This is a genomic window from Methylobacter svalbardensis (genome assembly GCF_037671525.1).
Lineage (GTDB): Bacteria > Pseudomonadota > Gammaproteobacteria > Methylococcales > Methylomonadaceae > Methylobacter_A > Methylobacter_A svalbardensis.
In genome coordinates this window covers 1-23748 of the sequence record NZ_JAWPOH010000037.1, presented here as the reverse complement: position 1 = coordinate 23748, position 23748 = coordinate 1, and the positions used below count along the sequence as shown (strand labels likewise).

The window sequence follows — 23748 nt, the reverse complement described above, 5'->3', positions numbered from 1 at the left end:
GTCGCCTTTACGGACACCATCCTTACTTACCGTTATTTTTCCCTATCCGTTTTCCTGATTAGCGTCTTAATCGGCCCACGCCGCAAATCAGCGCGACGAAAAAGAATTTCGAATGGCACAGGCAACGTTATACCATAGAGACTCGTGGTTACCTATATCGGAGCATCCCCTTGAAAAAATTTTTAGCATTGGTTTTCATAAGCCTGCTGGGCAATAGCGTTTTTGCCGCTGACACCATTATTGAAGTCATTCCTTTAAGCAATCGACCGGCATTCGAGATACTGCCGTTGCTTGCTCCGTTGCTTGGCAATACCGCCCAATTGATTGATAACGGCTCCAATCTACTGGTCAAGACCACGCCTGACAAACTGGCTGAAATCAAAGCCATCGTCAAGCAACTGGATGTGCGCCAGAGCAATCTGATCATCACCGTCATGCAAAGCAAACAGACTACCGCCGATGAACTTAACACCGCCGCCAGAGTTCAACTGAATGTTCCGGTTGATGATCCTTCAAGATTCGGCGGCAGAATAGGCGGCCACCTTTATCAGACCCAAGAGAAGAACGCCGATCAAAACACCCAGACCATTCGAACCATGGAAGGCGTCCCGGCTCATATTAAAGCGGGCAATGTTTATCCAAGTCAATATTCTTCCAGTTATGGTTACTCTACGGCAACCGAACTTACCGAAGCGACCACCGGTTTTTCAGTAGTCCCCAGACTAGCCGGGCAGCAAGTCATTCTTAGCGTATCGCCTTGGTCGGATAAACTGAACAATCGAGGCCAGATCGAAACCCAAAATGCGCAATCGACACTCAGGATCAATCTGGGCGAATGGGTAGAACTCGGGGGAGTTGGCGAAAACAGTAGCAGCAGTTCAAGCGGTGCATTTGTTAAGACGCGCCAGGTTGGCGAAAGCCGGATGCATATTCTGGTTAAAGTCGACCGGGTGGATTAATGTGAAATGGACAATAACCGCCTGAATCTGGCATCATGTCGCCTCAATACACCTTGTATCCCACAAGGTTGAGACAACCCTACATTAAAGGTAAAGCAATGAACAATCTTCCAAAATGCCCCGCATGCGGCTCAGAATTCACCTACGAAGACGATCTTATGTACGTCTGTCCTGAATGCGCACACGAATGGCCAATAGCTGGGGCAGCCGAAGATAGCACCGATGTCCGTATCATTAAGGATGCAAACGGCAACGTGTTACAAGACGGAGACAACGTCACCGTAATCAAAGATCTCAAGGTCAAAGGCTCATCATCGGTTGTCAAAGTCGGCACTAAAGTCAAAATCATTCGTCTGGTCGATGGTGACCATGATATTGACTGCAGAATCGAAGGTATTGGTGCAATGAAACTTAAATCAGAGTTTGTTAAAAAGGTCTAATACACGAGCATGGCGATAAACTTGAGCTCATTCAGGGATTGATGAACAGTGAACGCTTTGTGTTACTCGAAGGTGCCGGTTTTTATAAGTTGTTTGAGCATCGTCACGAACCCGGCGGTGGCGAGCGCAAAACTAACGGCAACAAGCTTACGTGACGCCGGAAAATCCGTGTTTCAGAATATCAGAGACTGTGAAAGTAACAACACAAAAATAACCTCGAAGACATGAAGAACACGAAGTTTTCAGATATTTTTCTTCGTGTTCTTCGTGGTGAATAATGCTTTTAGCCTGATTTAGATAATACTTTCACAGTCCCATCAGCTTGTAACCCGCTATATCAGCAGACTAAACGGCTCAACCGTTACCCTGTCACCTGCCTGCACGCCATCACACTCTTTCGGCAAGACGATATAGCAGCCGCTCTGACTCATGGAGCTGAGGATATGCGAGCCTTGTCGACCCGCTGAGGCGACAAAAAACTCGCCACGCTCATCTTGACTGAGGATGCCGCGCTGATATTCCTGCCGTCCGGGAGATTTTTTTAATGCGGAGGTGCAAGTCGCGGCAAATCTTAACGGTTTGGCAGGCGGCGCACCGGAAAGCCGCCTAAGCGCGGGAGCCACTATCTGCTGAAAGGTTACCACTACGGCAACCGGATTGCCGGGCAAACCGAAAAAATAACACCCCCCTATTTTGCCGAAAGCCAATGGTTTTCCGGGTTTTATCGCCATTTTCCAGAAATTGACTTCCCCGCAGCTTTGCAGGATTTCTTTGACATAATCGGCCTCACCGACTGAAGCGCCGCCGGTAGTTATGATCACATCATGGTTAAGGGAAGCTTCAATAAAACCGTCTTCAAGCAACTGTTTATTATCGGGTATGACACCCGAATCAGTAACACTGTAGCCGGAGTCTGCCAATAATCCGCCTAACATAGTGCGATTGCTGTCGTATATTTTCCCAGGCTCCAGCGGCTGACCTAATGAGCTTAGTTCGTCGCCGGTAGAAAAATGTGCGATTTTTAACTGTCGTTTAACGATAACCTGATCAATTCCGGCAGAGGCCAGTAAACCCAGATCGACCGCTGTCAGCTTTTTAGGCTCGGCTATTAAACAGGCACCTTGTTTTACATCTTCGCCGATTTCCCGGATATTTTGCAGTACCTGTGTGTCCGCCGGAAAACGTACGGTTTGTTCCTGAACCTGTACCTGTTCCTGCATGATGACTGAGTCGGCATGTTCCGGCACAACCGCTCCGGTAAAAATCCTGACGCACTGACCGGCTTGCAACTGCCCCTGAAATGGCTGCCCGGCCCAGGAAGCCCCCACCAAACTCAGCATGAACGCTTGCCCGTCAGCTATGTCTTGACTTGCAAAAGCATAGCCGTCCATAGCGGCATTCCTGTCATGGGGAATATTGATCGGCGAATAAACCGATTCCGCCAGCACTCGGCCCAAGGCATTTTTTAACGTCAATTTGTCTGTACCGCTTACAGCTTGTATAGCGGCTTTGATACTATCCAGCGCGTCTTCCACAGACAATAGCGGCTCGAATTCCCGACTGCATGAGTCAATCATAGTTTTTTCATCACATGGTGTTGGATAAACTCGGCAATCATTTCGGGATGGTTCAATTCCAATTGCATCAAATAGTCTGGCGTTTCCAGCGCCGCATCGGTCGCTATCGCGATGATGTCCGGGTCGTTTGGGTAAAGCAAGGGTTGTTCAAGCAAAGGTCGATGCAATTCAATTTTAGGAAATTTTTCCGACTTAAAGCCTTCCACCAAGATCAGATCCAGTTCAGCCTGATCGAATTGCTTTAACTGATCATCCAATCGGGGCTCTTGTTCCGGGGTCAGCTCGGTAATAATCGCGCGCCGATATCGGGATACCAGCATAACTGGCGAGGCACCGGCTTCCCGCAAGCGAAAGCTGTCTTTTCCCGGCTGGTCAATTTCAAAATTATGATGACTATGCTTGATCAAGCCGATACGTAAACCATTTTGTTTTAAAATCGGAATCAATTGGGTCAATAGCGTGGTTTTCCCGGTTCCGCTTGCGGCAACAAAACCTAAAACTGGAACTCTGACATTTAACATATCAACCAACATTAAATTGTTATCTTAAGATCTCATATTTTAAGGTATTATTTATTCAAATACTATGGATACGTGGTCGTGAACGCTCTAACAGTCTTACGGCATTCGCGCCATCCATGGCCGCCGCAGGGGAAAAAGCCTTGAAAGCGGCCTTAAACAGATCATTAATCCAGGAGTAAACCTTGATTCGACTTTATCTGATGTTGCTATTGATCATCATTGCATTTTTCGGGGTACATGCGTTTTTAAAAACCTCGCCGGCTGTATTGGCTCGTTACACCAAGTTTTTGTTTCTACTCGTTACGGGACTGATCGTGTTTTATTTAACCATAACCGGACGTTTGAACTGGCTTTTTGCTCTGACCGGTGTCGCTATTGCTTTTATATTCCGCTTAATGCCGGCATTGTTACGTTATGCGCCTTATTTACATCGATTATGGTCACAATTTGGTTCTGCAAAACGGAACACCTCGCAACGACAAAACAAAACGGCCGCTAAAGCTGATATGTCGATTGAAGAAGCCTATGAAGTATTGGATTTGAAGATGGGGGCATCGGAGGCCGAAATTATTGCCGCTCATCGTAAATTAATGCAAAAAATTCATCCTGATCGTGGCGGATCAAATTATTTGGCCGCAAAAATAAATCTGGCTAAAAAGATTTTATTAAAAAAATAACCCTCTATGACATCCACTAATTTAAAGCTTGTTTTTATTGCAATACTGCCGGCTTTACTGAATGGCTGTGCGGAAATACCGCAAAACTATGCTCCTGTTACCACCAATAATCCTGGTATTGCAAAAGACGATACAAAATATCATCAGGTAAAAAAAGGTGACACCTTGTATGCAATAAGCCTGGTTTATGACATGGATTATCAGCAATTAGCGCAATGGAACCAGATCGTCCCCCCTTATACGATAGAAATAGCTCAAAAAATCAGACTCTCTGACCCAAACTTGGAAAGCACATCCACGTACAACCATACGAATGCAGGAAGCACAACCCCGATAGAACGGCTCATGGAACGGCCGCCAAAAGCAGAAGCCGTTACCGACTCCAGGGATGGAAAAGATACGACCCCACGGACGGGGGAGGTAGAGCAACGCATGGAGCAGTTGCCGAGAGCAACGCATGGAGCAGTTGCCGAGACAAATAAAAAAATCGTAACGGCAACTGTAATAAATAAAATGAACGCACAGAATACAGATGCCATTCCATTAAATCATAAACCGAATCCGACTGATAAAATCCAGTCGATTAAAAATATCGCTATTAAATCCGGAATCAGATCACAAAAAAAATCAGTTATTTCAATTGATAATAGAAACATGTTAAAGTTAAACTTTCAATGGCCAATCAAAGGGAAAGTTTTAAAATATTTTTCTCCAGCCTATAACAAAGGCATCGATATAGCCGGAAAAACAGGACAAGACGTGAGTGCGGCCGAAGCAGGTAAAGTTGTCTATAGCGGACAAGGCCTGATTGGCTACGGTAATTTGCTTATTATCAAACACAACGATTTGTACTTAAGCGCTTATGCCAATAACAGCCAACTGCTTGTTACAGAGGGTCATACGGTGGGCAAAGGTGAGGTTATTGCAAAAGCGGGTCAAGCGTCACTGCATTTTGAAATAAGAAAAAACGGAAAACCGGTCAATCCACTTAACTTTTTACCGGGCAAATAATAAAAAACCATTTCGGCTTTAGTCGAACAATGTAGAGGTTATCATGAAAGCAGAATTAGTTGAGCTATTGGACGATGATGTTTGTATGTTAGACGATGATGTTTGTGTATTATTTGATGATTTGTCTTTTGATGATGAACCTCAGAAAAATTCCGCTATCGCTGAGGTATTCGACTGCATGAACACGGAAAGTAGAGCAATGCATGGAGCACAAACCGAGGATACAGATGAGTCAATTACCCATACCCCGCAGCAAGATAAGAGCATGGATGCGACACGGGTTTATTTAAACGAACTATCTCGATCACAATTACTGACTGCCGACCAAGAAAAACTTTACGGATCCAGGGCTTTGCTAGGCGATGAAGCTGCCCGCAAGATCATGATTGAAAGCAATTTACGCCTAGTCGTTAAAATCTCCCGTCGTTACCTGAACAGAGGCTTGCCGTTACTGGACTTGATTGAGGAAGGCAATCTGGGCTTAATGCGCGCCGTTGAAAAATTTGATCCTGAAAGAGGTTTTAGATTTTCAACCTATGCCACCTGGTGGATCAGGCAAACTATTGAACGAGCCATTATGAATCAAACACGAACCATCCGTTTGCCGATTCATATTGTCAAGGAAATGAACACTTATCTTAAAGCTCAACGTCATTTGGCACAGTTACTCGATCATGAACCTAATGCCAGCGATATTGCAGCTCATCTGGACATACCGGTTAATAAAGTCGAAAAAATGCTTAAACTCAATGAACGGGTTACATCAATAGACATGTCGGCCGGTAAGGATTTTGATAAACCTTTGGTAGAGTCAATTTCTGATAGCGATAGCTTATCGCCCGCTGAAAAAATACAAGAAGACGGCATTAGACATAACATTGCCAAATGGGTATTTCAACTTTCTGAAAAACAACGTGAAGTTATTTGTCGCCGCTATGGACTTTGCGGTTATGAAGACTCTACCCTTGAGCAGGTTGCTCAAGAGTTGGGCGTAACCCGAGAGCGTGTCAGACAAATCCAGATGGAAGGCTTAAAAAAAATGAAAGAAATCCTGGAATGCAACGGCTATTCTTTCGAAACTATTTTTAATTAAACCAACTTGCCCGGATCAAGACTGCGCAACCAAAAAGTTTGCAGCAGTACAGAAAACCGGCTATCCAATTAAGACAGGGTAGCGTGAATAGACTATGACAGACGGAGTGCAAGCTCTGCTTGCGAACAGGCAAAGCCTGAACTCCTGATTTTCCCAGTTTTACGTTGGTAAAACTAAAATGAAGCAAGGCAATCGACAAAACCGTTTTTACCTTAAATACCTACCTATTAAAATAATGAATCGATTAAGAGATAAAATCCGCGACATCCCCGATTTTCCAAAACCCGGTATTATTTTCAAGGATATTACGCCACTGGTAAAAGATCCCGCTACACTGAGGCTTTCCGTCCATCAATTACTACAGCCTTTTTTAGGCAGGAATATTACCGCTGTTGCGGGGATGGAGGCGCGCGGTTTTATTTTCGGTTCTCTGGTTGCCTGGGAGCTGGGTCTTCCATTTGTGCCATTGAGAAAGCCGGGAAAACTGCCTTACGATGTGCAGAGTGTATCGTATGACCTTGAATATGGCTCAGCCACGCTGGAAGCACATATCGACGCTTTCGATGAGAACGATCATGTTTTACTGATTGATGACCTACTGGCTACCGGCGGAACGGCAAAAGCGAGCTGTGAATTAGTTGAACAATCGGGGGCAAGGGTAGAGGCGTGCGCCTTTGTGGTGGAGCTGGATTTTCTGGAAGGAAGGAAAAAACTAAGGGGTTACGAAGTTCATTCTCTATTGCATTATTAATCAAAATCAGGCGAAGAGCAAAAGGCGATTCAACATGCCCGCTCTTCACCTTTAATCTTGTACCTTTCGCTTTCTTTATCTAAGTCTTTTTGATTTTTCCAGTTCATCCAGCTTGTTGCCGGCCTCTTCAAATGACCTGGCGGTAGCATCAAATGATTGAGCGACACTGCTAAATGAATACGAGACTCGCTCAATCTCTTTAGTCTTTTCGTCTAGGCGCAGAGCAAAACCTGGTTTGTCACTTGCATTAGCATCGCCGGACGAGTCTTGACTAAAAGCCGCACCATTATCGCCGTCAAGCGACTCATCTTCAAGATCATCCATATCGAATGACGCCTCCGCCTTTCCATCCGTAGCCAGATGATTACGCCACTGCAAAAAAGATTCGCGCGTAAATACATAAGGGTCTAACGCAGCTTCATCAATGAATTTTAATGCCCCTTCCGCACTAGCTCTGGCATTCAGCATAGACAACAACTGCACAGGCATGCCTATGTAACTGACCGGATTTGCCGCCGTATCAAATACCGCTCCTGGAATACCACGCGCAGTTGACGGCCCCAGAATAGGCAACACCAGATAAGAACCCTGAGGCACACCCCATACCGCCAGGGTCTGTTCAAAATCTTCCTCATTTTGTTCCAACCCCACATTCTTGGCCACATCAAACAGACCACCCAAACCCAGTGTTGAATTGATGGCAAGCCGCCCGGTATCTTCAGCGCTTTGTGAAAATTTGGCTTGTAAAACATCATTGATAACTACGTTGATATTTTTCAGATTATTGAAGAAGTTGAAAACACCCGTTTGCATGAACTGCGGAGTTATCCATTTATAAGCATTTGAAACAGGTTCGGCTACATAATTATCGACGCTATCGTTAAAACCAAATATTTTTCTATTAAAGTTCTCATAGGGATCAGTCTTGCTCACTACAGTTTGTTGCTCAACATCACCTGTTGTTGCACAACCGCCCAGAGTGAGCACAACTACAATCAGCAACGCTGAGAATATATGTTGTATTTTAACGCTACGATTGCCTTTGTGTAGTCTATTCATCGGCATGAAACCTATTGTTTTGAATAATTATTAATTTTTTCGTTAATCTTGGTTATTAATACATCAAAGCCTTCACGCTGCAAAATAGTCGTGTATTCCGACCTTTTCAAGGCTAAATCACTGACACCGTTGGCGATGATATTAATAATACGCCAGCTATTGCCATTTTCCTTTAACATGTAATCAAATTTAACGGGCTTGTCACCGGGAATAACAAGGTGAGAATGCACAACAACACCGCCTCTCGTTGTTTCTTCTTCCGAATCGAATACAAATGATTCCCCCGAATAATCTTTAAAATTATGCGCATAAGAGGCGATACTCAGCTGACTGAAGACATCGACCAGCTTCTGTTGTTGCTCCTCGGATAACTTCTCCCACTCCTTACCGACAACAATACGGGCGATTTTTGTCAGTTCGTGACTGCTGGAAACAGGATCCTTGAGCTTCTCATATCTTCCGGCATAGCCCAATTTCTTGCCGTCCTTCATCACATCAATAAGGTCGACCTGAAATTTCTCTACAACTTGTTTTGCTGTTGCGCCGCCTTCATCCAGAGAAAAAGCAGGCGCCGACCCAAATAAAAAGAACATGAAAACAACAGCTAACTTCATATTTTTTAAAATCATAATTAAAAAACCTCGCAAAAATTTTAAATCAGGCAAAAGGCGAAGGGCAAAAAAACCGCTCCCTTTCGCCTTTCGCCTTTCGCTCAAATAAATTTTAATCGGCAATCTCTATTCTCACAGGAATTCCTGCAATGGTTGCTGATGCCCGTTCTTCTTTTGCATACTCAGGAGCAGCCACAGGCATCATTGCGCCCTCGGTTTTCGGGCCTCTAATGGACGTCCACAAGGCCTTCAACGGATGACTTAACATATCTTCAACCGCAGTCGCTTCATAACCGCAATGCGCCATGCAGCTTGCACATTTAGGATTATTAACCGTACCGTATTTTTCCCATGGCGTAGTATCCAGAAGCTCCTGAAAACTTGAAACATAGCCTTCATCAGCCAGCAAGTAGCAAGGTTTTTGCCAGCCGAACACATTACGAGTCGGATTACCCCAAGGGGTACAATCATAACTTTGGTTACCCGCCAGAAAATCAAGGTACAGCGACGAATGATTTAATTTCCAGTTGCGTTTTTTGCCGATTCTAAAAATACCCCGGAATAAATCCTTAACATCACTACCTTTAATAAACACATCCTGCTGGGGCGCATGCTCATAACTGAAGCCGGGGGCAATCGTCACACCTTCGACACCAAGTTCCATCGCATAATCCAGAAAATCGGCAACTTCCTGAGAGTTTTCACCCTGAAATAACGTACAGTTTATCGTAACCCTAAAGCCTTTTTCCAGCGCCAGTTTTATCGCCTCAACGGCTCGCTCAAAAACACCTTCCTGGCAGACGGACGTATCATGCCTTTCATGCATACCATCTAAATGGATAGAAAAGGTCAGATAAGGAGATGGCTTATAATCGTCAATTCTCTTTTTCAACAGCAGTGCATTAGTGCACAGGTAAACGAATTTTTTCCGTTCGATGATACCCGCAACGATTTGCGGCATTTCTTTATGAATAAGCGGTTCACCACCTGGAATGGACACCATCGGTGCATCACATTCGTCCACGGCCTGCATGCATTCTTCAAATGAAAGACGCTGATCGAGAATATCATCAGAGTAATCAATTTTACCACAGCCTGCACAGGCCAAATTACAACGGAACAAAGGCTCAAGCATCAGCACCAAAGGATATTTTTTAACCCCTTTCAACTTTTGCTTAATCAAATAACTACCTACGGTTAACTGCTGACGTAAAGGAACTCCCACGAGCAAACCCTCCCAAAAAAACTTCGCTAAACTTAATGACGCCCATATGAAAATGACCGCCCTGAAACCACATGCACTGCAAGACGACAAACCTGTATCAATAAAACAACAACCAGACAACATCCACCATAATACAAACATCTACTGCATTTGCACAACAAAAACCAGGGAATACCGGCAAGCCGGTTATATAATACAATCGCTTATCTATTGCCGACTAGAATACTATCTTTTAACTGACGACTCCAGTTTTATAGCATGTATGTGTAGACGCCCCACAGAGTGCAAGCACATACTGCCCGCACAAATACGTAATAAACGCCACTAACTTACTATTTTAATTAGCAATAAATTTCTTTCCTGAATTACAGGGTGTGCGCATTTGCAACAAAACAACATTGCTTTGCAAAATACCAACAAACAGTCTATCATTATTATTAACCAACTTAAATTTACCCTGTAAGTCGACAACAAAAATATCATGAGTGAAACTCAAATATCCCTGGATAACCCAAAATCACTCAGCAAATGTTCTGACGATGAATTCCAGACATTATTACTTGAAGGCGTCTCCAGAACATTTGCGCTGACCATTCCACAGTTGCCGGAAAAATTATACGGTGCAGTCGCTAACGCCTATTTGTTATGTCGCATTGTCGACACTATAGAAGATGAAGTTTCCCTATCCCCTGAACAAAAAAAATATTTTTGCTCAGAGTTTATTCATGTCGTAAAAACCGGCAACAATTCAGAGCCGTTTGCTGTAGAACTTGCACCGCTTCTTTCTGAGCAAACCATTCCCGCCGAGCACACCTTAATTCATGTATTGCCGCGAGTTATTCAAATTACTCATAAATTTGACCCCGATCAAATCGAGGCATTGGCTACCTGTGTGGAAACCATGGCCGAAGGCATGCCGATCTTTCAGGCCATGGATCTGCATGGCGGCCTTGAAACACTTGCCGACTTGGACAGATACTGCTATTACGTTGCCGGTTGCGTAGGCGAAATGCTGGCCAAGCTTTTTTGCCATTACTCGCCGGAAATTGCTCAACACAAAGACGAACTGCTTAACCTGTCCGTGTCTTTTGGTCAGGGACTGCAAATGACCAACATATTAAAAGATATATGGGATGACACCGAGCGTGGCGTTTGCTGGTTACCGCAGGACATTTTTACCGAAACAGGGTTCGATCTTAAAAACCTGACACCGGAAACTGATTCAGAAAACTTCAGAGAAGGTCTGGAGCACTTAATCAGCATCGCTCACCATCATTTACAGAACGCGCTGAAGTACACACAACTGCTTCCCGCTCATGAAACCGGCCTCCGCAACTTCTGTCTTTGGGCGTTAGGCATGGCCGTTTTGACCTTAAAAAAGATCAAACAAAATCTGGATTTTCACAGTTCCGGCCAAGTCAAAATTACTCGCAATAGTGTTAAGGCAACTATTCTTGCGACCCGATTAACCGGACGCAGCAACACCCTGCTTAGCTTGCTTTTCAATTTAACAAGTCGCGAACTCAAAACGCCCGACTGGACATACTCAACACCATCCTCAAAAGCCAAGACAAACCTTTAAGGACGCAACCTATGTTTAACGAAGCAAATTCAGAGATAAACACCGGCACTATTTCGAGCTCCTCGAATACCGTTAATCACTACACAGCTGATCTTAATCGAGCCATCGACAAAGCGCAGGATAAATTATTAAGCCTGCAGGACAAAGAAGGCTATTGGGTATTCGAATTGGAGGCAGACTGCTCGATCCCGTCAGAATACATCATGATGATGCACTACCTGGGTGAAATTGATGAACCGCTGCAGACCAAAATTGCCAACTATCTAAGGTCTCGTCAATCTGAAAATGGCAGCTACCCGCTGTTTACCGGCGGTGCGGGCGACCTTAGTTGCAGCGTTAAAGCCTATTTCGCCTTGAAAATGGCGGGAGATTCTGTCGACGCACCACACATGACTCGATTAAGAGATTACATCCTCAACCAAGGTGGTGCGGCAAAAGCCAATGTGTTTACACGCATTGCACTGGCAACCTTTAAACAATTACCCTGGCGCGGCGTTCCGTATATTCCTGTCGAAATCATGCTATTTCCCAGCTGGTTTCCGTTCCATTTGGATAAAGTATCCTACTGGTCCAGAACCGTTATGGTACCGCTGTTTATTCTTTGCACCTTAAAAGCGACCGCAAAAAATCCAAACAACATTACTATACTGGAGCTTTTCGTTACCCACCCGGACGAAGAACAACACTACTTTCCTGAAAGAACGACATTAAACAAGATTTTTCTGGGTTTGGATAAACTGGGCCGAGCAACACGGCCGTTAATCCCCAAAAAACTGCATAATCTCGCCATCGAAAAAGCCAAAGACTGGATTATCGAACGCCTGAACGGCGAAGATGGCCTGGGTGGAATTTCTCCGGCCATGATGGCCGCTTACGAAGCTTTACTGCTACTTGAGATGCCTAAAGATCATGAGTTGATGATCACCGCACGTAAAGCAATCGACAAATTATTGGTCATCCATGAGCATGATGCCTACTGCCAACCGTGCTTGTCGCCGGTTTGGGATACAGCCCTTGCTGCACTGGCTTTACAGGAATCCGACAAGACAGGTAACAGTCAAAGCCTGACTCGCGCCTACGACTGGCTTAAAAGCAAACAACTGTCCGACGAACCGGGTGATTGGCAAATTTCCAAGCCTGAATTAGCAGGCGGAGGCTGGGCATTCCAATTTGAAAACCCGCATTACCCTGATGTCGACGACACGGCGGTTGTTGCCTTCGCGATGGCGGAATCGAACCTGCCGCATCTGGATGAATCGATACATCGGGCAACCCGTTGGGTAGTCGGCATGCAGTCTAAAAACGGCGGTTACGGCGCATTCGATGTCGATAATACCTGCTATTATTTGAATGAAATCCCCTTTGCCGATCATGGCGCGTTATTAGATCCGCCTACTTCCGATGTCAGCGCACGCTGTGCGATGCTGATGGCTAGAGTGGCTCAAAATCACGATGAATACCTGCCTGCGTTAGAGCGCACTATCGACTATATCCGTAGCGAACAGGAACAAGACGGTTCATGGTTTGGCCGCTGGGGAACCAACTACATCTACGGCACATGGTCGGTATTACTTGGACTTGAGCAAACCAGCCTGCCTAAAAACGATCCGCTTTACACCAAAGCCGCAACCTGGCTAAAAAGCGTACAACGTGGCGATGGCGGCTGGGGCGAAGACAACTACAGCTATCACGATACCAGTCATAGCGGAAAATATCGTTTCAGCACCGCATTCCAAACGGCTTGGGCCGTCTTAGGACTCATGGCTGCCGGCGAGGCGCACAGTCCCGAAGTAAAAGCAGGCATCGATTTTATCTTGCGCAACCAGCAAGCTGACGGCGTATGGAATGACGAATGCTTTACCGCGCCCGGCTTCCCTAAAGTTTTCTATCTTAAATACCACGGTTACGACAAGTTCTTCCCGCTTTGGGCATTAGCGCGTTACCGTAACGAGCTCAAGGGCGACCAACCGGTCGCCCCTACAAGCGGCATACACACCGTCCATGGCGATCGCCGCGCCGGTTCCCTACCGGCTTGTGGCATACACGTCGTCCCTGGCGATAAAAATTGATCACCGGCATTATTGTTGCTTTACCGGAAGAACTCAGCACCCTGACCTCAAAAAAAATTGATAAAGGGAGCAGTGTTTTTATTAGCGACGCTATCGTTCTCGCTTATTCCGGCGCAGGTGCCGGCAATGCACAGACTGCATCCGAGCTACTGATAGCACAAGGTGCGACCCGCTTGATCAGCTGGGGTTGCGCCGCAGCCCTCAGCGAAACGTTAAAACCGGGCGATCTGGTCTTGGCAGATAACTTAATAGATGCCGATAACACTCAACTTGCCATTCACTCTGACTGGCACAGTTACACCAAAAACCTGCTCTCAAATACGCTCAAAGTCCATACCGGCAGTTTGGCTGAAAGCAACAGCATCGTAGCTGCCGCCCAAGACAAAAAGCATCTATATACCCAAACCGGCGCGATCGCGTTGGACATGGAGAGTATCGCCATAGCCAAAGTTGCCCGGCAGAACAACCTGCCTTTTTTAGCGATTCGAGCCATTGCCGATCCGGTCAGCATGGATTTACCCAAAGCCATCAATCATTCTGTTAATAATGAAGGCGACATCGTTTTGAGTAAATTGTTATTATATGTCGCACTACACCCTACTGAATTACCAGGACTGATAAAACTTGGCCTGCATTTCAATGCCGCAAAAATCACATTAAAATTGATTGCCAGTCAACTCAGCAATGTGACCGCACAACCAAGCCAAGGCTAATAAGCAGCATGTCATCCTTTTTCAACACCCTTCTTAGCTGGTGCGAACGGCAAATCATGCGCTGTCCGTGGACGCTGTTGTTGCTGTCGCTATTGCTGTGCGGTGCAACCTTGCCCTACACCCTTAAAAATCTGGAGATTAACACCAACACCGCTGAGATGTTGTCTCCCGACTTGCCTTTCCAGAAAAATCAGGCCCGTTTAAATCAGGCATTTCCCCAGGATGCCGATACCATTATTTTTGTGGTTGATGCCGCAACGCCGGAAGAAACCTCTCAAGCTGCAGGCAAACTTGCCGAACAGTTAGGCAATGCCAAAGATCGCTTCGGCTCTGTCTATATACCCACCGACAATGCCTTTTTCAAACAGCAAGCCTTGCTTTATCTCGATCAAAATGACCTGGATAAATTGGCCAAAAAACTCACCGATGCCCAACCTTTCATAGGTCACTTGGCTCAAAATTATCATCTTGAAGGCCTGTTCGGCATTATCGGCCAAGCGCTTAACCGGCATGACGATAGCTTGCCTATGAACCTGAATCCGATACTCATTGCCATCGATGACACTCTCAAGAATCAGTTAAACGGTCAAGCGCACTATTTGTCCTGGCAAAACATCCTGGCCGAAAACAAGCCGAATACCGACGACTATAAGGATGCCGGAGCACAGACCAAATTCAACCGAACTATTGTCATAGCCAAGCCTAAAATGCATTTTGATGAAATGCTACCTGCCGATGTCGCGCTGTCGGCAGCGCGAGAAATCAGTCGTGCAATTATGGCTGAAAACCCGTCACTGAGTATACGGATAACCGGCGAGACTGCCCTGGAACACGAAGAGCTTGAGAGCGTCAGCAAAGGCGCTGCTTTCGCCGGCTTGTTGTCACTGATTTTAGTCTGCGTAATTCAATGGATGGCCCTGCGCTCAATAAAACTACTGATTGCTACCTCTATCGCACTGGTTATGGGCTTGATATTTACCGCCGGATTTGCCGCCATCAGCGTAGGACATTTAAATGTCATTTCCATTGCCTTTGCCTGTTTATATATCGGACTGGGGGTAGATTACGCGATACATATCTGCCTGCATTATCGCGAAGGCAGAGCAGAGGGTCTGCCCAATAGCGAAGCTATCCTGGTCAGCATCCGCGATGTCGGCTCTTCATTGCTCTTATGCGCCCTGTCCACAGCGATTGGTTTTCTTGCGTTTATACCCACAGATTATGCGGGCGTATCCGAATTGGGCATTATTTCGGGCGGCGGTATCTTTATCGGCCTGATTATTTCACTAACCGTATTGCCGGCCTTATTCTGCATCTTACCGGTCAATCATGTTAAGCCGATCCGCTCACCATTAATCTCAGCATTTATCATCGACTTTCCTTTTCGCTTTGCAACCGGCATCAAAGTCGTCTCGATATTGCTGGGCATCGGCGCCTGCTTTGTGTTGACCCATCTTACCTTTGATAACAACCCTATTAATCTCAGAGACCCAAACAGCGAATCGGTTTCAACCATTAAAGAATTATTAAAGTCCAAAACCGAATCCCCGTTTGCCCTAACCGCACTGGCGAACAATCTGGAAGCCGCCGACAATATCACCACTCAACTGGAGCAACAGCCATCTGTCCACGAAGTCATTACTTTGGCAAGTTTTGTCGCTAAAGATCAGGGCGAGAAGTTGGATACTATTGAAGATTTAAATTTGATGCTGGGCGGGCAACTTGAAAATTTTGATGACACACTGGATAGCACCAATCAACAGGCCGCTTTGATTAAATTTAATGAAGCGCTGAAAAGAGCCATTATTGAAAAATCCCCTGATGTGCCGCAACAAACCTTAGAGCAATTACATCAGCGTATCGAAGCGTTCATGAAACAGACGGACGCCACTCAAACGCCAACAGCCGGTTACATACAACTGGAAAAAAATATTTTAGGTCTACTGCCGTTTACTTTAGAACGACTCAGAACCAGTCTGACTGCCATGCCTTTTGGACTGGATGATCTACCGAAATACATAAGCTCTCACTGGGTCAGCGCTGCCGGTCTTTATAGAGTGCTGATCACGCCTGAAAAAGACCAAAATAATCCTGAAAATCTGAAAGAATTTGCTACCCAAGTGCAGACGATTAACAACACAATTTCCGGCCTGCCGATTATCAATCAGGCTGGTGGCGATGCCGTAGTCAAAGCATTTATTCAAGCCTTTAGCGGTGCTTTTATTGCCATTGTGGTGTTATTATTACTGATGTACAGAAGCGTCAGAAAGACCTTGCTGGTTGTCATGCCATTATTGCTTGCCGCTTTATTAACCGGTGCGACCAACGTATTACTGGATAATCCATTCAATTTTGCCAATATCATCGCCCTGCCGTTACTGCTGGGCATAGGTATCGACAGCAGCATCCTGATCATGCACAGGCACCACTCCATAGGCGAGGATGAAAATTTACTGCAAAGCAGCACTACCCGAGGCATTATTTTCAGCTCCGTAACGACTTTGTGCAGCTTTTCCAGTTTGGCTTTTACTGCTCATCAGGGCATGGCCAGCATGGGATTACTCTTGGCCATAGGCCTTACTTTCACAGTGATGTGTTCTTTAATAGTCCTGCCTGCTTTCAGCGGCAAAAGCATTTAATTTTTTGAGGTATCTAATGTCATTCAGCATCGCCGAACTTTTTTCTCAACACAGCACTGATAAATTTGATCTGCACGAACAACATTTAAACAATCAAATGGTCAGAGTGTTAAAGACCATAGGTTACGATCGCCACTACAAAAAAGCTATAGGACAATATCTCTACGACCAGGAAGGCACGGAATACCTGGACTTGCTTAGTGGTTTCGGGGTATTTGCGATCGGTCGTAATCACCGGACCGTTATCAGTGCCTTAACCGAAACCTTAACCCTGGAACTGCCCAATCTGGTACAAATGGATGTATCGGTTCTCAGCGGACTATTGGCCCAAGAAATCCTGAAAACTACGCCGGACAATCTGAACAAGATGTTCTTTTGCAATTCCGGCACCGAATCCGTCGAAGCGGCGATCAAATTTGCCCGCTATACCACCAAACGTGAAAAAATCGTCTATTGCGAACACGGCTATCACGGACTGACCCTGGGTTCACTGTCATTAAACGGCGAAAATATTTTCCGCGAGGGCTTTGGCCCATTGCTGCCGGGATGCAGCGCCGTTCCTTTTAACGATCTTGTTGCTCTTGAAAAAGCCTTAAGCAACAAAGATGTTGCCGCTTTTGTCGTCGAACCTATTCAGGGCAAAGGCGTTAATGTACCGGACGAACATTATTTGCCGGAAGTCGAACGCTTGTGCAAAAAATACGGTACCTTGTTCGTCGCCGATGAAGTTCAGACCGGCTTGGGACGCACCGGAAAATTCTGGGCTATCGATCACTGGAACGTTAAACCCGATATGATTTGCATGGCCAAAGCCCTGTCCGGCGGCTTTGTTCCAATCGGTGCGGTCGCCATGACCCAGAAAATCATGGATACTGTTTATAATCGTATGGATAGAGCTGTCGTGCATGGTTCCACGTTTTCCAAAAATAATATGGCGATGGCAGCTGGTCTTGCTACGCTGCATGTCATGGAAGAAGAAAAACTGGTGGAAAACAGCATGAAGGTCGGCACCGACATTATCGACAGCCTAAATGCGATGGCCGGTAAATATGAATTCTTGAAAGAAGCGCGCGGCAAAGGCATGATGATAGCCATTGAATTCCAATCGCCAAAAAGCCTAAAATTAAAAGCGGCTTGGGCGATGCTGGAAGCGGCCAATAAAGGCTTGTTCTGTCAAATGATCACCATTCCTTTATTTAAAGAGCACCACATATTAACGCAGGTCGCCGGACACGGCATGAACGTGGTCAAACTGTTGCCGCCCTTAACCTTAACGCAAAAAGACCGCGACACGATAGTCAATTCATTCGATAAAGCCATAGCCGATACCCATCAAATTCCCGGCTCCATCTGGGATTTAGGCAAGAATCTGGCGGGGCATGCCTTGAAGGGCAAAAAATAATTAAGCAGAAAAGTAATGAAGAAATCATGCCAATTCATTTTGTTATTGTTAACGCTGTGCCAGACACATTGGGTCTTCGCTCATGCGGTGATAACCGATTATTCGCTAAAAATTGCGCCCATCCATGCCAACAACCCGGCACCGGTCGAGTTGTCGTTTAATTCTCAGGTAGAACTGAGCTTGTCGCAGATTTTTCTGGTCAGCAAAGGCGATAAACATCAATTATTAACAGCCGTCAACGGCAACAAACAAGGCCAAGTTATTGTCCAGATTCCGCCGCTGGAAGCCGGCGATTATGCGTTCAGATTTAAGGTCTTCGCTGCTGATGGTCATTTGACAGAAGATGTCATTCATTTTTCCGTTTCCGAATAGGGCAAGCAATGGCAGTCATAGCTGATTTTCTCGATTCCATGATTGGCGGGTTTGACCTGATTTGCTATTCGTTAGTAATCGGCAGTCTGTTCTGGGGACTTTTTGTGTTACGTCCGTGGCATTCGCCGCGCCAGTTCCCGACTGGCTCGCGGCATACACACCATCCCTCGCAATATCAAGACGGGTACTCGGCGGTATTATTGCAAAAAACCATCGCCCTTCTTTATAAAGGCGCTTTCTGGCTGGCTGCTGCCCAACTTTTCAAAATAATCCTTAAAGTATGGTTAATAACCGCCGTCCTTGAGCGCTGGCCTTTTCCCGAATTCGCCGAAACCACGCAATTCATAGGCGGCATAGTACGCACGATACTGACTCTATTTTTAGCAACATACTGCTATCAATACCTCAGCAAAAATCCATTTTCCAAACAGCACTGGATAACTGCCGGCATTGTCGCTTTGCCAATGATTATTTCCGGTGCTTGGCTGGTACATGGCGCTGGACGCTTTGAAAATAAATCACTATTAATGTCGCTGACAGTCATCCATCAACTGGCAGCAGCAGCCTGGATCGGCGGGGTTTTTCAGCTGGTCAACCTTTGGCTTTTACGCAGCAGTAATCAGGTTGACACCGGATTATGGCCTTTATTGCTTAAGCGTTTCTCTACGTTCGGCATAGCCTCGGTTGCGATGATCCTGATCTCGGGTTTGCCTATTGCATGGCAATACATCGATATCTGGAATGGCCTGATCGGTACCGGCTACGGCAATTTATTGATGGTAAAAGTCACGTTAATGACGATCGCTTTGGGATTTGCCTGGTTAAACAAAAGCGCAGTATTCGAATACGTGGTTTCCGGTAATAATCACGCATTGAATAACCGTGTCCCTTACTATGTTGAAGCGGAAACTTTTGTTCTGGTCACCTTGTTATTTACCGCTGCCAGCTTGGCTTCTCAGCCCCCGGCTATCGATATTCCAAACCTGACCGCAAGCTGGCAGGAAGTCCTAAACACCTTCAGCCCACAAATCCCCCAAACAAGCTCCCCAACACATACCGATTTGATTGCAGGTGAAGCCGGACGTGTTGCCATTGTCGGCCAAGTGCCTTCCCTTGCGGCAACCGAATGGTCGAACTATAACCATAACATCTCCAGCATTTTCCTGACGGTGATGAGCTTCTTTGCGATGCTGTCTTATGTAAAGAAACCGGGATTTGCACACTTCAAATACTGGCCGTTGGGGTTCGTCGGACTGGGCATATTCCTGTTTTTCCGTAGCGATGCAGAAACTTGGCCTTTGGGGCCGATAAGCTTCTGGGAAAGTACTTTTAATAACGGTGAAGTGTTACAGCATAGAATTGCCACTTTACTGGTATTTGTACTCGGCGTCATCGAACTGAGCGCCAGGATAACCCGAAAACCGAACAGCAAGCTCCCCTTTGTTTTTCCGCTACTGGCAGCTTTTGGCGGTTTAATGCTGCTGACCCATTCACATGTAGGCTTTCAAGCCAAAAGTGCTTTTCTTATCCAGGTCGGCCACACCACAATGGGAATTTTTTCTCTGATTCTGGCATGCGGTCGCTGGCTGGAGTTGAAATTGGATAACCCAAGCAAAGATATCACCAGGGATGGTGTGTATGCCGTAAGCCTGTCGGGAACAGGCGCGGCGATCACCAGGGATGGTGTGTATGCCGCAAGCCTGCCGGGAGCAGGCTCGACGATTGCCGGTTTTGTTTCTGTTGCCGCCCTGTTTCAGATTGGCATCATCCTGATGTTTTATCGCGAACCCCTTTATTAATATGAATACAATACATAACTACCCACTGCTCAAAGACATCAACACCCCGGCCGATGTGCGCAAGCTGTCGAAAAGCCAGCTTAAACCTTTAGCAAAAGAACTACGCGATTTTTTAACCCATACCGTGAGCATTTCCGGCGGTCACTTTTCCGCAGGCTTAGGTACGGTTGAGTTAACGATAGCCTTGCATTACGTGTTCGACACGCCATCCGACCAGCTGGTTTGGGATGTCGGTCATCAGGCTTATCCGCACAAGATTCTGACCGGACGCAAAGACCGGATGACCACCATTCGCACTAAAGACGGGGTATCGGCGTTTCCCAATCGGGCGGAGAGCGAATACGATGCTTTCGGCGTCGGGCATTCCAGTACCTCGATCAGCGCGGCTTTAGGCATGGCGATTGCCTCGGAATTAAAAGGCGAAGACAAAAAAATGGTCGCAATTATCGGCGATGGCAGCATCACCGGCGGCATGGCGTTTGAAGCGATGAATCATGCGGGCGCGCTGGATGCCAATCTGTTGGTGATCCTGAACGATAACGATATGTCGATCTCGCCACCGGTCGGCGCGATGAATAATTACCTGACCAAGATCTTGTCCAGCCGGTTTTATTCTTCGATGCGCGAAAATAGCAAAAAGGCCTTAAGCAGCATGCCCAGCGTCTGGGAGCTGGCGCGACGCACTGAAGAACACATGAAAGGAATGATCGTGCCGGGAACCTTGTTTGAAGAACTTGGATTTAATTATATCGGTCCGATTGACGGGCATGACATAGACATGCTGGTATCCACGCTGGAAAATCTGAAAGATATTTCCGGGCCGCGTTTTTTGCATATCGTCACTCAAAAGGGCAAGGGTTATCCGCCTGCAGAGAAAGATCCGTTAGCCTATCATGGTGTACCGGCTTTTGATCCCAGTAAAGATTGCCTACCCAAATCAGCGCCCTCCCCGCATCCGACCTACACCGAAGTGTTCGGCGAATGGCTCTGTGATATGGCGGCACAAGACGAGCGTTTATTGGGCATTACTCCCGCGATGCGCGAGGGTTCCGGACTGGTCAAATTTTCGCAGTGTTATCCAAGACGTTATTTCGATGTCGCGATTGCTGAGCAACATGCGGTAACGCTGGCCGCAGGACAGGCTTGCCAGGGCGCAAAACCCGTCGTGGCGATTTATTCGACATTTTTGCAACGGGCTTACGACCAGATGATTCATGATGTCGCCATCCAGAATCTGGATGTGTTGTTTGCATTGGATCGCGCAGGTCTTGTCGGCCCCGACGGTCCAACCCATGCCGGTAGTTTCGATTACAGCTACATGCGTTGCATTCCCAATATGCTGGTCATGGCACCAGCCGATGAAAATGAATGTCGGCAAATGCTCTATACCGGTTTTATGCATGAAGGCCCCGCATCCGTGCGTTATCCACGCGGAAAAGGCCCCGGTATTGCCGTCAATAAAACCATGAGCGCATTGCCAATAGGTAAAGCCGAAGTTCGTCATCAAGGCAGCCGCATTGCCATTCTGGCTTGGGGCAGCATGGTAACGCCCTCTATGGAAGTGGGCAAACAACTGGACGCAACCATAGTCAACATGCGTTTTGTCAAACCTATCGATGCCGAACTGATACTTGAGTTAGCCAAGAGCCACGATGTGCTGATCACCGTCGAAGAAAACGTACTCTCCGGTGGCGCTGGCAGTGCCGTCAACGACTTCCTGCAGGCGCAACAAATCCTGATGCCGGTGCTGAATATCGGCCTGCCGGACAGCTTTGTCGAGCAAGGTACTAGAGAGGAATTGCTGTCGCTATGCGGCCTGGATATACAGGGCATTTTTGCTAAGGTTGAGAAGTTTTGTGCTTAGAAACATTATAGTGTAACGTTCTTAACAAAGGGCGCCCGGCCGGGTTTTGTTACGCCGCATTAAAACATCAAGGACGGGGTTGAAAACTCCGTCCGGCCCAATTCTCTATTTTTTCACAGCATGATCTAAGCCACGATATCGATATAAGCGTAGGGCAATCGGGACACGACTGCACGGATGCAGGAGGTAGAAACCGTCAATCAGCAAACAATCAAACATAAAAAAGCCCCTGCCCGGAAAAATCCGGGCAGGGGCTTGGTTTTATCGCTCCGTTTATGCTGTGGCGGATTTGCCTCACGGCGAATCAGTCCTACAGTTCAACATCGTAGGATTTAGTTACAGAGTAACTTTACGACAGAATGCTGTGTTATGCCACAACGCCTAAGGCTTCGCGTTATTTATCGAACTATTTAGGAAATCGTTCGATTCTAGTGATCGAACCTGATGCTGAAGAACCTACGTCAGCTGCTGCAGCCAGCACATATCCGTGATACGCTTTTTTGGTTGTTGGATTGTTATCTATTTGATCCAACATTATATTAAATGTTGAAGTTTGTGCGACGGGACCTTCCCAATTCATCGTACCTGTAACGGTACAATCCGGATTTACTTTATAATCTCCAGTACCGATCTTGTCTACAACCTGCCCAGCGGTAGATCCAAATCCAGTGAAATCAGCACGCCCTTTCCCATCAAAAAATACTTGGCCAACCACATGAGTACTCCGAGTAACAAGACCGACATCGGGAAGGGGAAATAAATTGACCCCACTCACTTCATAAGTGTATGGTCCTGTCAGAGAACCATTATCGCAATCTTTGTCTTTGGCAGAAGCTTCACCTTTATCATCGGCAAAAGCTCCAGTTGAAATCAATAGTGCTGCAAAAGATAAAATTATTTTATTCATTTAATTATCCTATATATTTTTTTGATAGTTTATTTTATTTACTTAGTTTTAGTTTTAGTTTTAACTTCCTATTACCTCCAAGTGTATTCAATAATAATTAATAGCGCGAATCTCTGTACATGACAAAAGTCAGATGGTTACTAACAAAAGTGCCGGAGTTACCGGATCCAGCAATGAAATCAATTTCCTATAATTATCCAGTGATAAACTTTAGACTATATTATTCGATTTAATCTTAATGGCCGCTTAACGAATTGAATTATGTGATGGATGTCGCATTTGTTCTGTTCTTATTGACCGAGTAATACGCAAAGATTTAATTTTCATTTTTTATTGTAGATCGGACGTAAGCGTTCACCCCCCTCTCGCAAACTGACGCTAATTCAAGCATACTGCTGACTAAATTTCTGACACAACCTTTCTATGAAACTGAGCGACCATAGCCTACGCCAATTAGATGTCACCTACCTTGATGGT

The 23748-nt window shown here is 46.1% G+C and carries 20 protein-coding genes; 14 read left to right on the top strand and 6 right to left on the bottom strand.

The window, feature by feature from the left end; genetic code table 11:
* The first annotated feature begins 170 nt into the window (after positions 1-170).
* Both RW114_RS13760 and RW114_RS13755 read left to right on the top strand, forming a co-directional pair.
* Complete coding sequence (locus RW114_RS13760; protein ID WP_340123330.1) at positions 171-959, top strand: hypothetical protein; 789 nt, start codon at positions 171-173, stop codon at positions 957-959.
* A gap of 98 nt (positions 960-1057) precedes the next feature.
* A complete protein-coding gene (locus RW114_RS13755) occupies positions 1058-1399 on the top strand; it encodes a zinc ribbon domain-containing protein YjdM (RefSeq protein ID WP_340123329.1) in 342 nt (113 codons plus the stop codon).
* Between the two features lie 332 nt (positions 1400-1731).
* On the opposite strand, the gene moeA is transcribed toward RW114_RS13755, so the two are convergent.
* Entirely contained in the window at positions 1732-2976 is a 1245-nt protein-coding gene (gene moeA, locus RW114_RS13750) for a molybdopterin molybdotransferase MoeA (protein WP_340123328.1), read from the bottom strand.
* Positions 2973-3497, bottom strand: a complete 525-nt coding sequence (gene mobB, locus RW114_RS13745; RefSeq protein ID WP_340123327.1) for a molybdopterin-guanine dinucleotide biosynthesis protein B — start codon at positions 3495-3497, stop codon at positions 2973-2975. The genes moeA and mobB overlap by 4 nt, the downstream gene beginning before the upstream one ends.
* Positions 3498-3679: 182 nt before the next feature.
* Between mobB and RW114_RS13740 the strand changes: the two genes are divergently transcribed.
* The 4 genes from RW114_RS13740 to RW114_RS13725 all read left to right on the top strand — a co-directional run bounded on the left by RW114_RS13740 (position 3680) and on the right by RW114_RS13725 (position 7029).
* Positions 3680-4174 carry a DnaJ domain-containing protein gene (locus RW114_RS13740; protein WP_340123326.1) on the top strand — a complete coding sequence of 165 codons (495 nt, stop codon included), beginning with the start codon at positions 3680-3682 and terminating at the stop codon, positions 4172-4174.
* Positions 4175-4180: 6 nt separating this feature from the next.
* On the top strand, positions 4181-5185 hold the full coding sequence (locus tag RW114_RS13735; RefSeq protein ID WP_340123325.1) for a peptidoglycan DD-metalloendopeptidase family protein: 1005 nt from the start codon (positions 4181-4183) through the stop codon (positions 5183-5185).
* Positions 5186-5228: 43 nt separating this feature from the next.
* The gene (gene rpoS / locus RW114_RS13730) at positions 5229-6278 is read left to right on the top strand and encodes an RNA polymerase sigma factor RpoS (RefSeq protein ID WP_340123324.1); all 1050 of its coding nucleotides are present in this window, start codon (positions 5229-5231) and stop codon (positions 6276-6278) included.
* Positions 6279-6513: 235 nt separating this feature from the next.
* Positions 6514-7029: an adenine phosphoribosyltransferase gene (locus RW114_RS13725; RefSeq protein ID WP_340123323.1), complete on the top strand. Its 516-nt coding sequence runs from the start codon at positions 6514-6516 to the stop codon at positions 7027-7029.
* 75 nt (positions 7030-7104) lie between these two features.
* On the opposite strand, the gene RW114_RS13720 is transcribed toward RW114_RS13725, so the two are convergent.
* The 3 genes from RW114_RS13720 to hpnH form a co-directional block, all read right to left on the bottom strand.
* Positions 7105-8088: an MlaA family lipoprotein gene (locus RW114_RS13720; RefSeq protein WP_422614815.1), complete on the bottom strand. Its 984-nt coding sequence runs from the start codon at positions 8086-8088 to the stop codon at positions 7105-7107.
* Between the two features lie 11 nt (positions 8089-8099).
* On the bottom strand, positions 8100-8681 hold the full coding sequence (locus RW114_RS13715; protein ID WP_422614816.1) for an ABC transporter substrate-binding protein: 582 nt from the start codon (positions 8679-8681) through the stop codon (positions 8100-8102).
* Positions 8682-8811: 130 nt separating this feature from the next.
* Positions 8812-9924 (bottom strand): adenosyl-hopene transferase HpnH, encoded by a 1113-nt coding sequence (gene hpnH, locus RW114_RS13710; protein WP_340123337.1) that lies wholly within the window; start codon positions 9922-9924, stop codon positions 8812-8814.
* Between the two features lie 481 nt (positions 9925-10405).
* On the opposite strand from hpnH, the gene RW114_RS13705 reads away from it, so the two are divergent.
* The 8 genes from RW114_RS13705 to dxs are packed head-to-tail and all read left to right on the top strand — an operon-like array spanning position 10406 to position 22364.
* Complete coding sequence (locus RW114_RS13705) at positions 10406-11506, top strand: phytoene/squalene synthase family protein (protein ID WP_340123321.1); 1101 nt, start codon at positions 10406-10408, stop codon at positions 11504-11506.
* A gap of 11 nt (positions 11507-11517) precedes the next feature.
* Positions 11518-13575: a squalene--hopene cyclase gene (gene shc, locus RW114_RS13700; protein ID WP_340123320.1), complete on the top strand. Its 2058-nt coding sequence runs from the start codon at positions 11518-11520 to the stop codon at positions 13573-13575.
* Complete coding sequence (locus RW114_RS13695; RefSeq protein WP_340123319.1) at positions 13572-14288, top strand: phosphorylase family protein; 717 nt, start codon at positions 13572-13574, stop codon at positions 14286-14288. The genes shc and RW114_RS13695 overlap by 4 nt, the downstream gene beginning before the upstream one ends.
* Before the next feature lie 8 nt (positions 14289-14296).
* Positions 14297-16927: an MMPL family transporter gene (locus RW114_RS13690; RefSeq protein ID WP_340123318.1), complete on the top strand. Its 2631-nt coding sequence runs from the start codon at positions 14297-14299 to the stop codon at positions 16925-16927.
* A gap of 16 nt (positions 16928-16943) precedes the next feature.
* Positions 16944-18329, top strand: coding sequence for an aspartate aminotransferase family protein (locus tag RW114_RS13685; protein WP_340123317.1), 1386 nt, complete (start codon positions 16944-16946; stop codon positions 18327-18329).
* 15 nt (positions 18330-18344) lie between these two features.
* Complete coding sequence (locus RW114_RS13680) at positions 18345-18701, top strand: copper resistance CopC family protein (protein ID WP_340123316.1); 357 nt, start codon at positions 18345-18347, stop codon at positions 18699-18701.
* Positions 18702-18709: 8 nt separating this feature from the next.
* Complete coding sequence (locus tag RW114_RS13675; protein WP_340123315.1) at positions 18710-20500, top strand: copper resistance D family protein; 1791 nt, start codon at positions 18710-18712, stop codon at positions 20498-20500.
* Between the two features lies 1 nt (position 20501).
* On the top strand, positions 20502-22364 hold the full coding sequence (dxs, locus tag RW114_RS13670; RefSeq protein ID WP_340123314.1) for a 1-deoxy-D-xylulose-5-phosphate synthase: 1863 nt from the start codon (positions 20502-20504) through the stop codon (positions 22362-22364).
* A 406-nt stretch (positions 22365-22770) separates the two neighbouring features.
* Here dxs and RW114_RS13665 read toward each other — a convergent pair whose 3' ends face one another.
* The gene (locus tag RW114_RS13665) at positions 22771-23271 is read right to left on the bottom strand and encodes a hypothetical protein (protein WP_340123313.1); all 501 of its coding nucleotides are present in this window, start codon (positions 23269-23271) and stop codon (positions 22771-22773) included.
* Positions 23272-23748 lie beyond the last annotated feature (477 nt).

Bases quoted from the DNA above. Each gene is read 5' to 3' on its own strand.
- RW114_RS13755 (WP_340123329.1), top strand. From the start codon at position 1,058: ATGAACAATCTTCCAAAATGCCCCGCATGCGGCTCAGAATTCACCTAC.
- moeA (WP_340123328.1), bottom strand. From the start codon at position 2,976: ATGATTGACTCATGCAGTCGGGAATTCGAGCCGCTATTGTCTGTGGAA.
- mobB (WP_340123327.1), bottom strand. From the start codon at position 3,497: ATGTTAAATGTCAGAGTTCCAGTTTTAGGTTTTGTTGCCGCAAGCGGA.
- RW114_RS13735 (WP_340123325.1), top strand. From the start codon at position 4,181: ATGACATCCACTAATTTAAAGCTTGTTTTTATTGCAATACTGCCGGCT.
- rpoS (WP_340123324.1), top strand. From the start codon at position 5,229: ATGAAAGCAGAATTAGTTGAGCTATTGGACGATGATGTTTGTATGTTA.
- RW114_RS13725 (WP_340123323.1), top strand. From the start codon at position 6,514: ATGAATCGATTAAGAGATAAAATCCGCGACATCCCCGATTTTCCAAAA.
- RW114_RS13720 (WP_422614815.1), bottom strand. From the start codon at position 8,088: ATGAATAGACTACACAAAGGCAATCGTAGCGTTAAAATACAACATATA.
- RW114_RS13715 (WP_422614816.1), bottom strand. From the start codon at position 8,681: ATGTTCTTTTTATTTGGGTCGGCGCCTGCTTTTTCTCTGGATGAAGGC.
- RW114_RS13705 (WP_340123321.1), top strand. From the start codon at position 10,406: ATGAGTGAAACTCAAATATCCCTGGATAACCCAAAATCACTCAGCAAA.
- shc (WP_340123320.1), top strand. From the start codon at position 11,518: ATGTTTAACGAAGCAAATTCAGAGATAAACACCGGCACTATTTCGAGC.
- RW114_RS13690 (WP_340123318.1), top strand. From the start codon at position 14,297: ATGTCATCCTTTTTCAACACCCTTCTTAGCTGGTGCGAACGGCAAATC.
- RW114_RS13685 (WP_340123317.1), top strand. From the start codon at position 16,944: ATGTCATTCAGCATCGCCGAACTTTTTTCTCAACACAGCACTGATAAA.
- RW114_RS13680 (WP_340123316.1), top strand. From the start codon at position 18,345: ATGAAGAAATCATGCCAATTCATTTTGTTATTGTTAACGCTGTGCCAG.
- RW114_RS13675 (WP_340123315.1), top strand. From the start codon at position 18,710: ATGGCAGTCATAGCTGATTTTCTCGATTCCATGATTGGCGGGTTTGAC.
- dxs (WP_340123314.1), top strand. From the start codon at position 20,502: ATGAATACAATACATAACTACCCACTGCTCAAAGACATCAACACCCCG.
- RW114_RS13665 (WP_340123313.1), bottom strand. From the start codon at position 23,271: ATGAATAAAATAATTTTATCTTTTGCAGCACTATTGATTTCAACTGGA.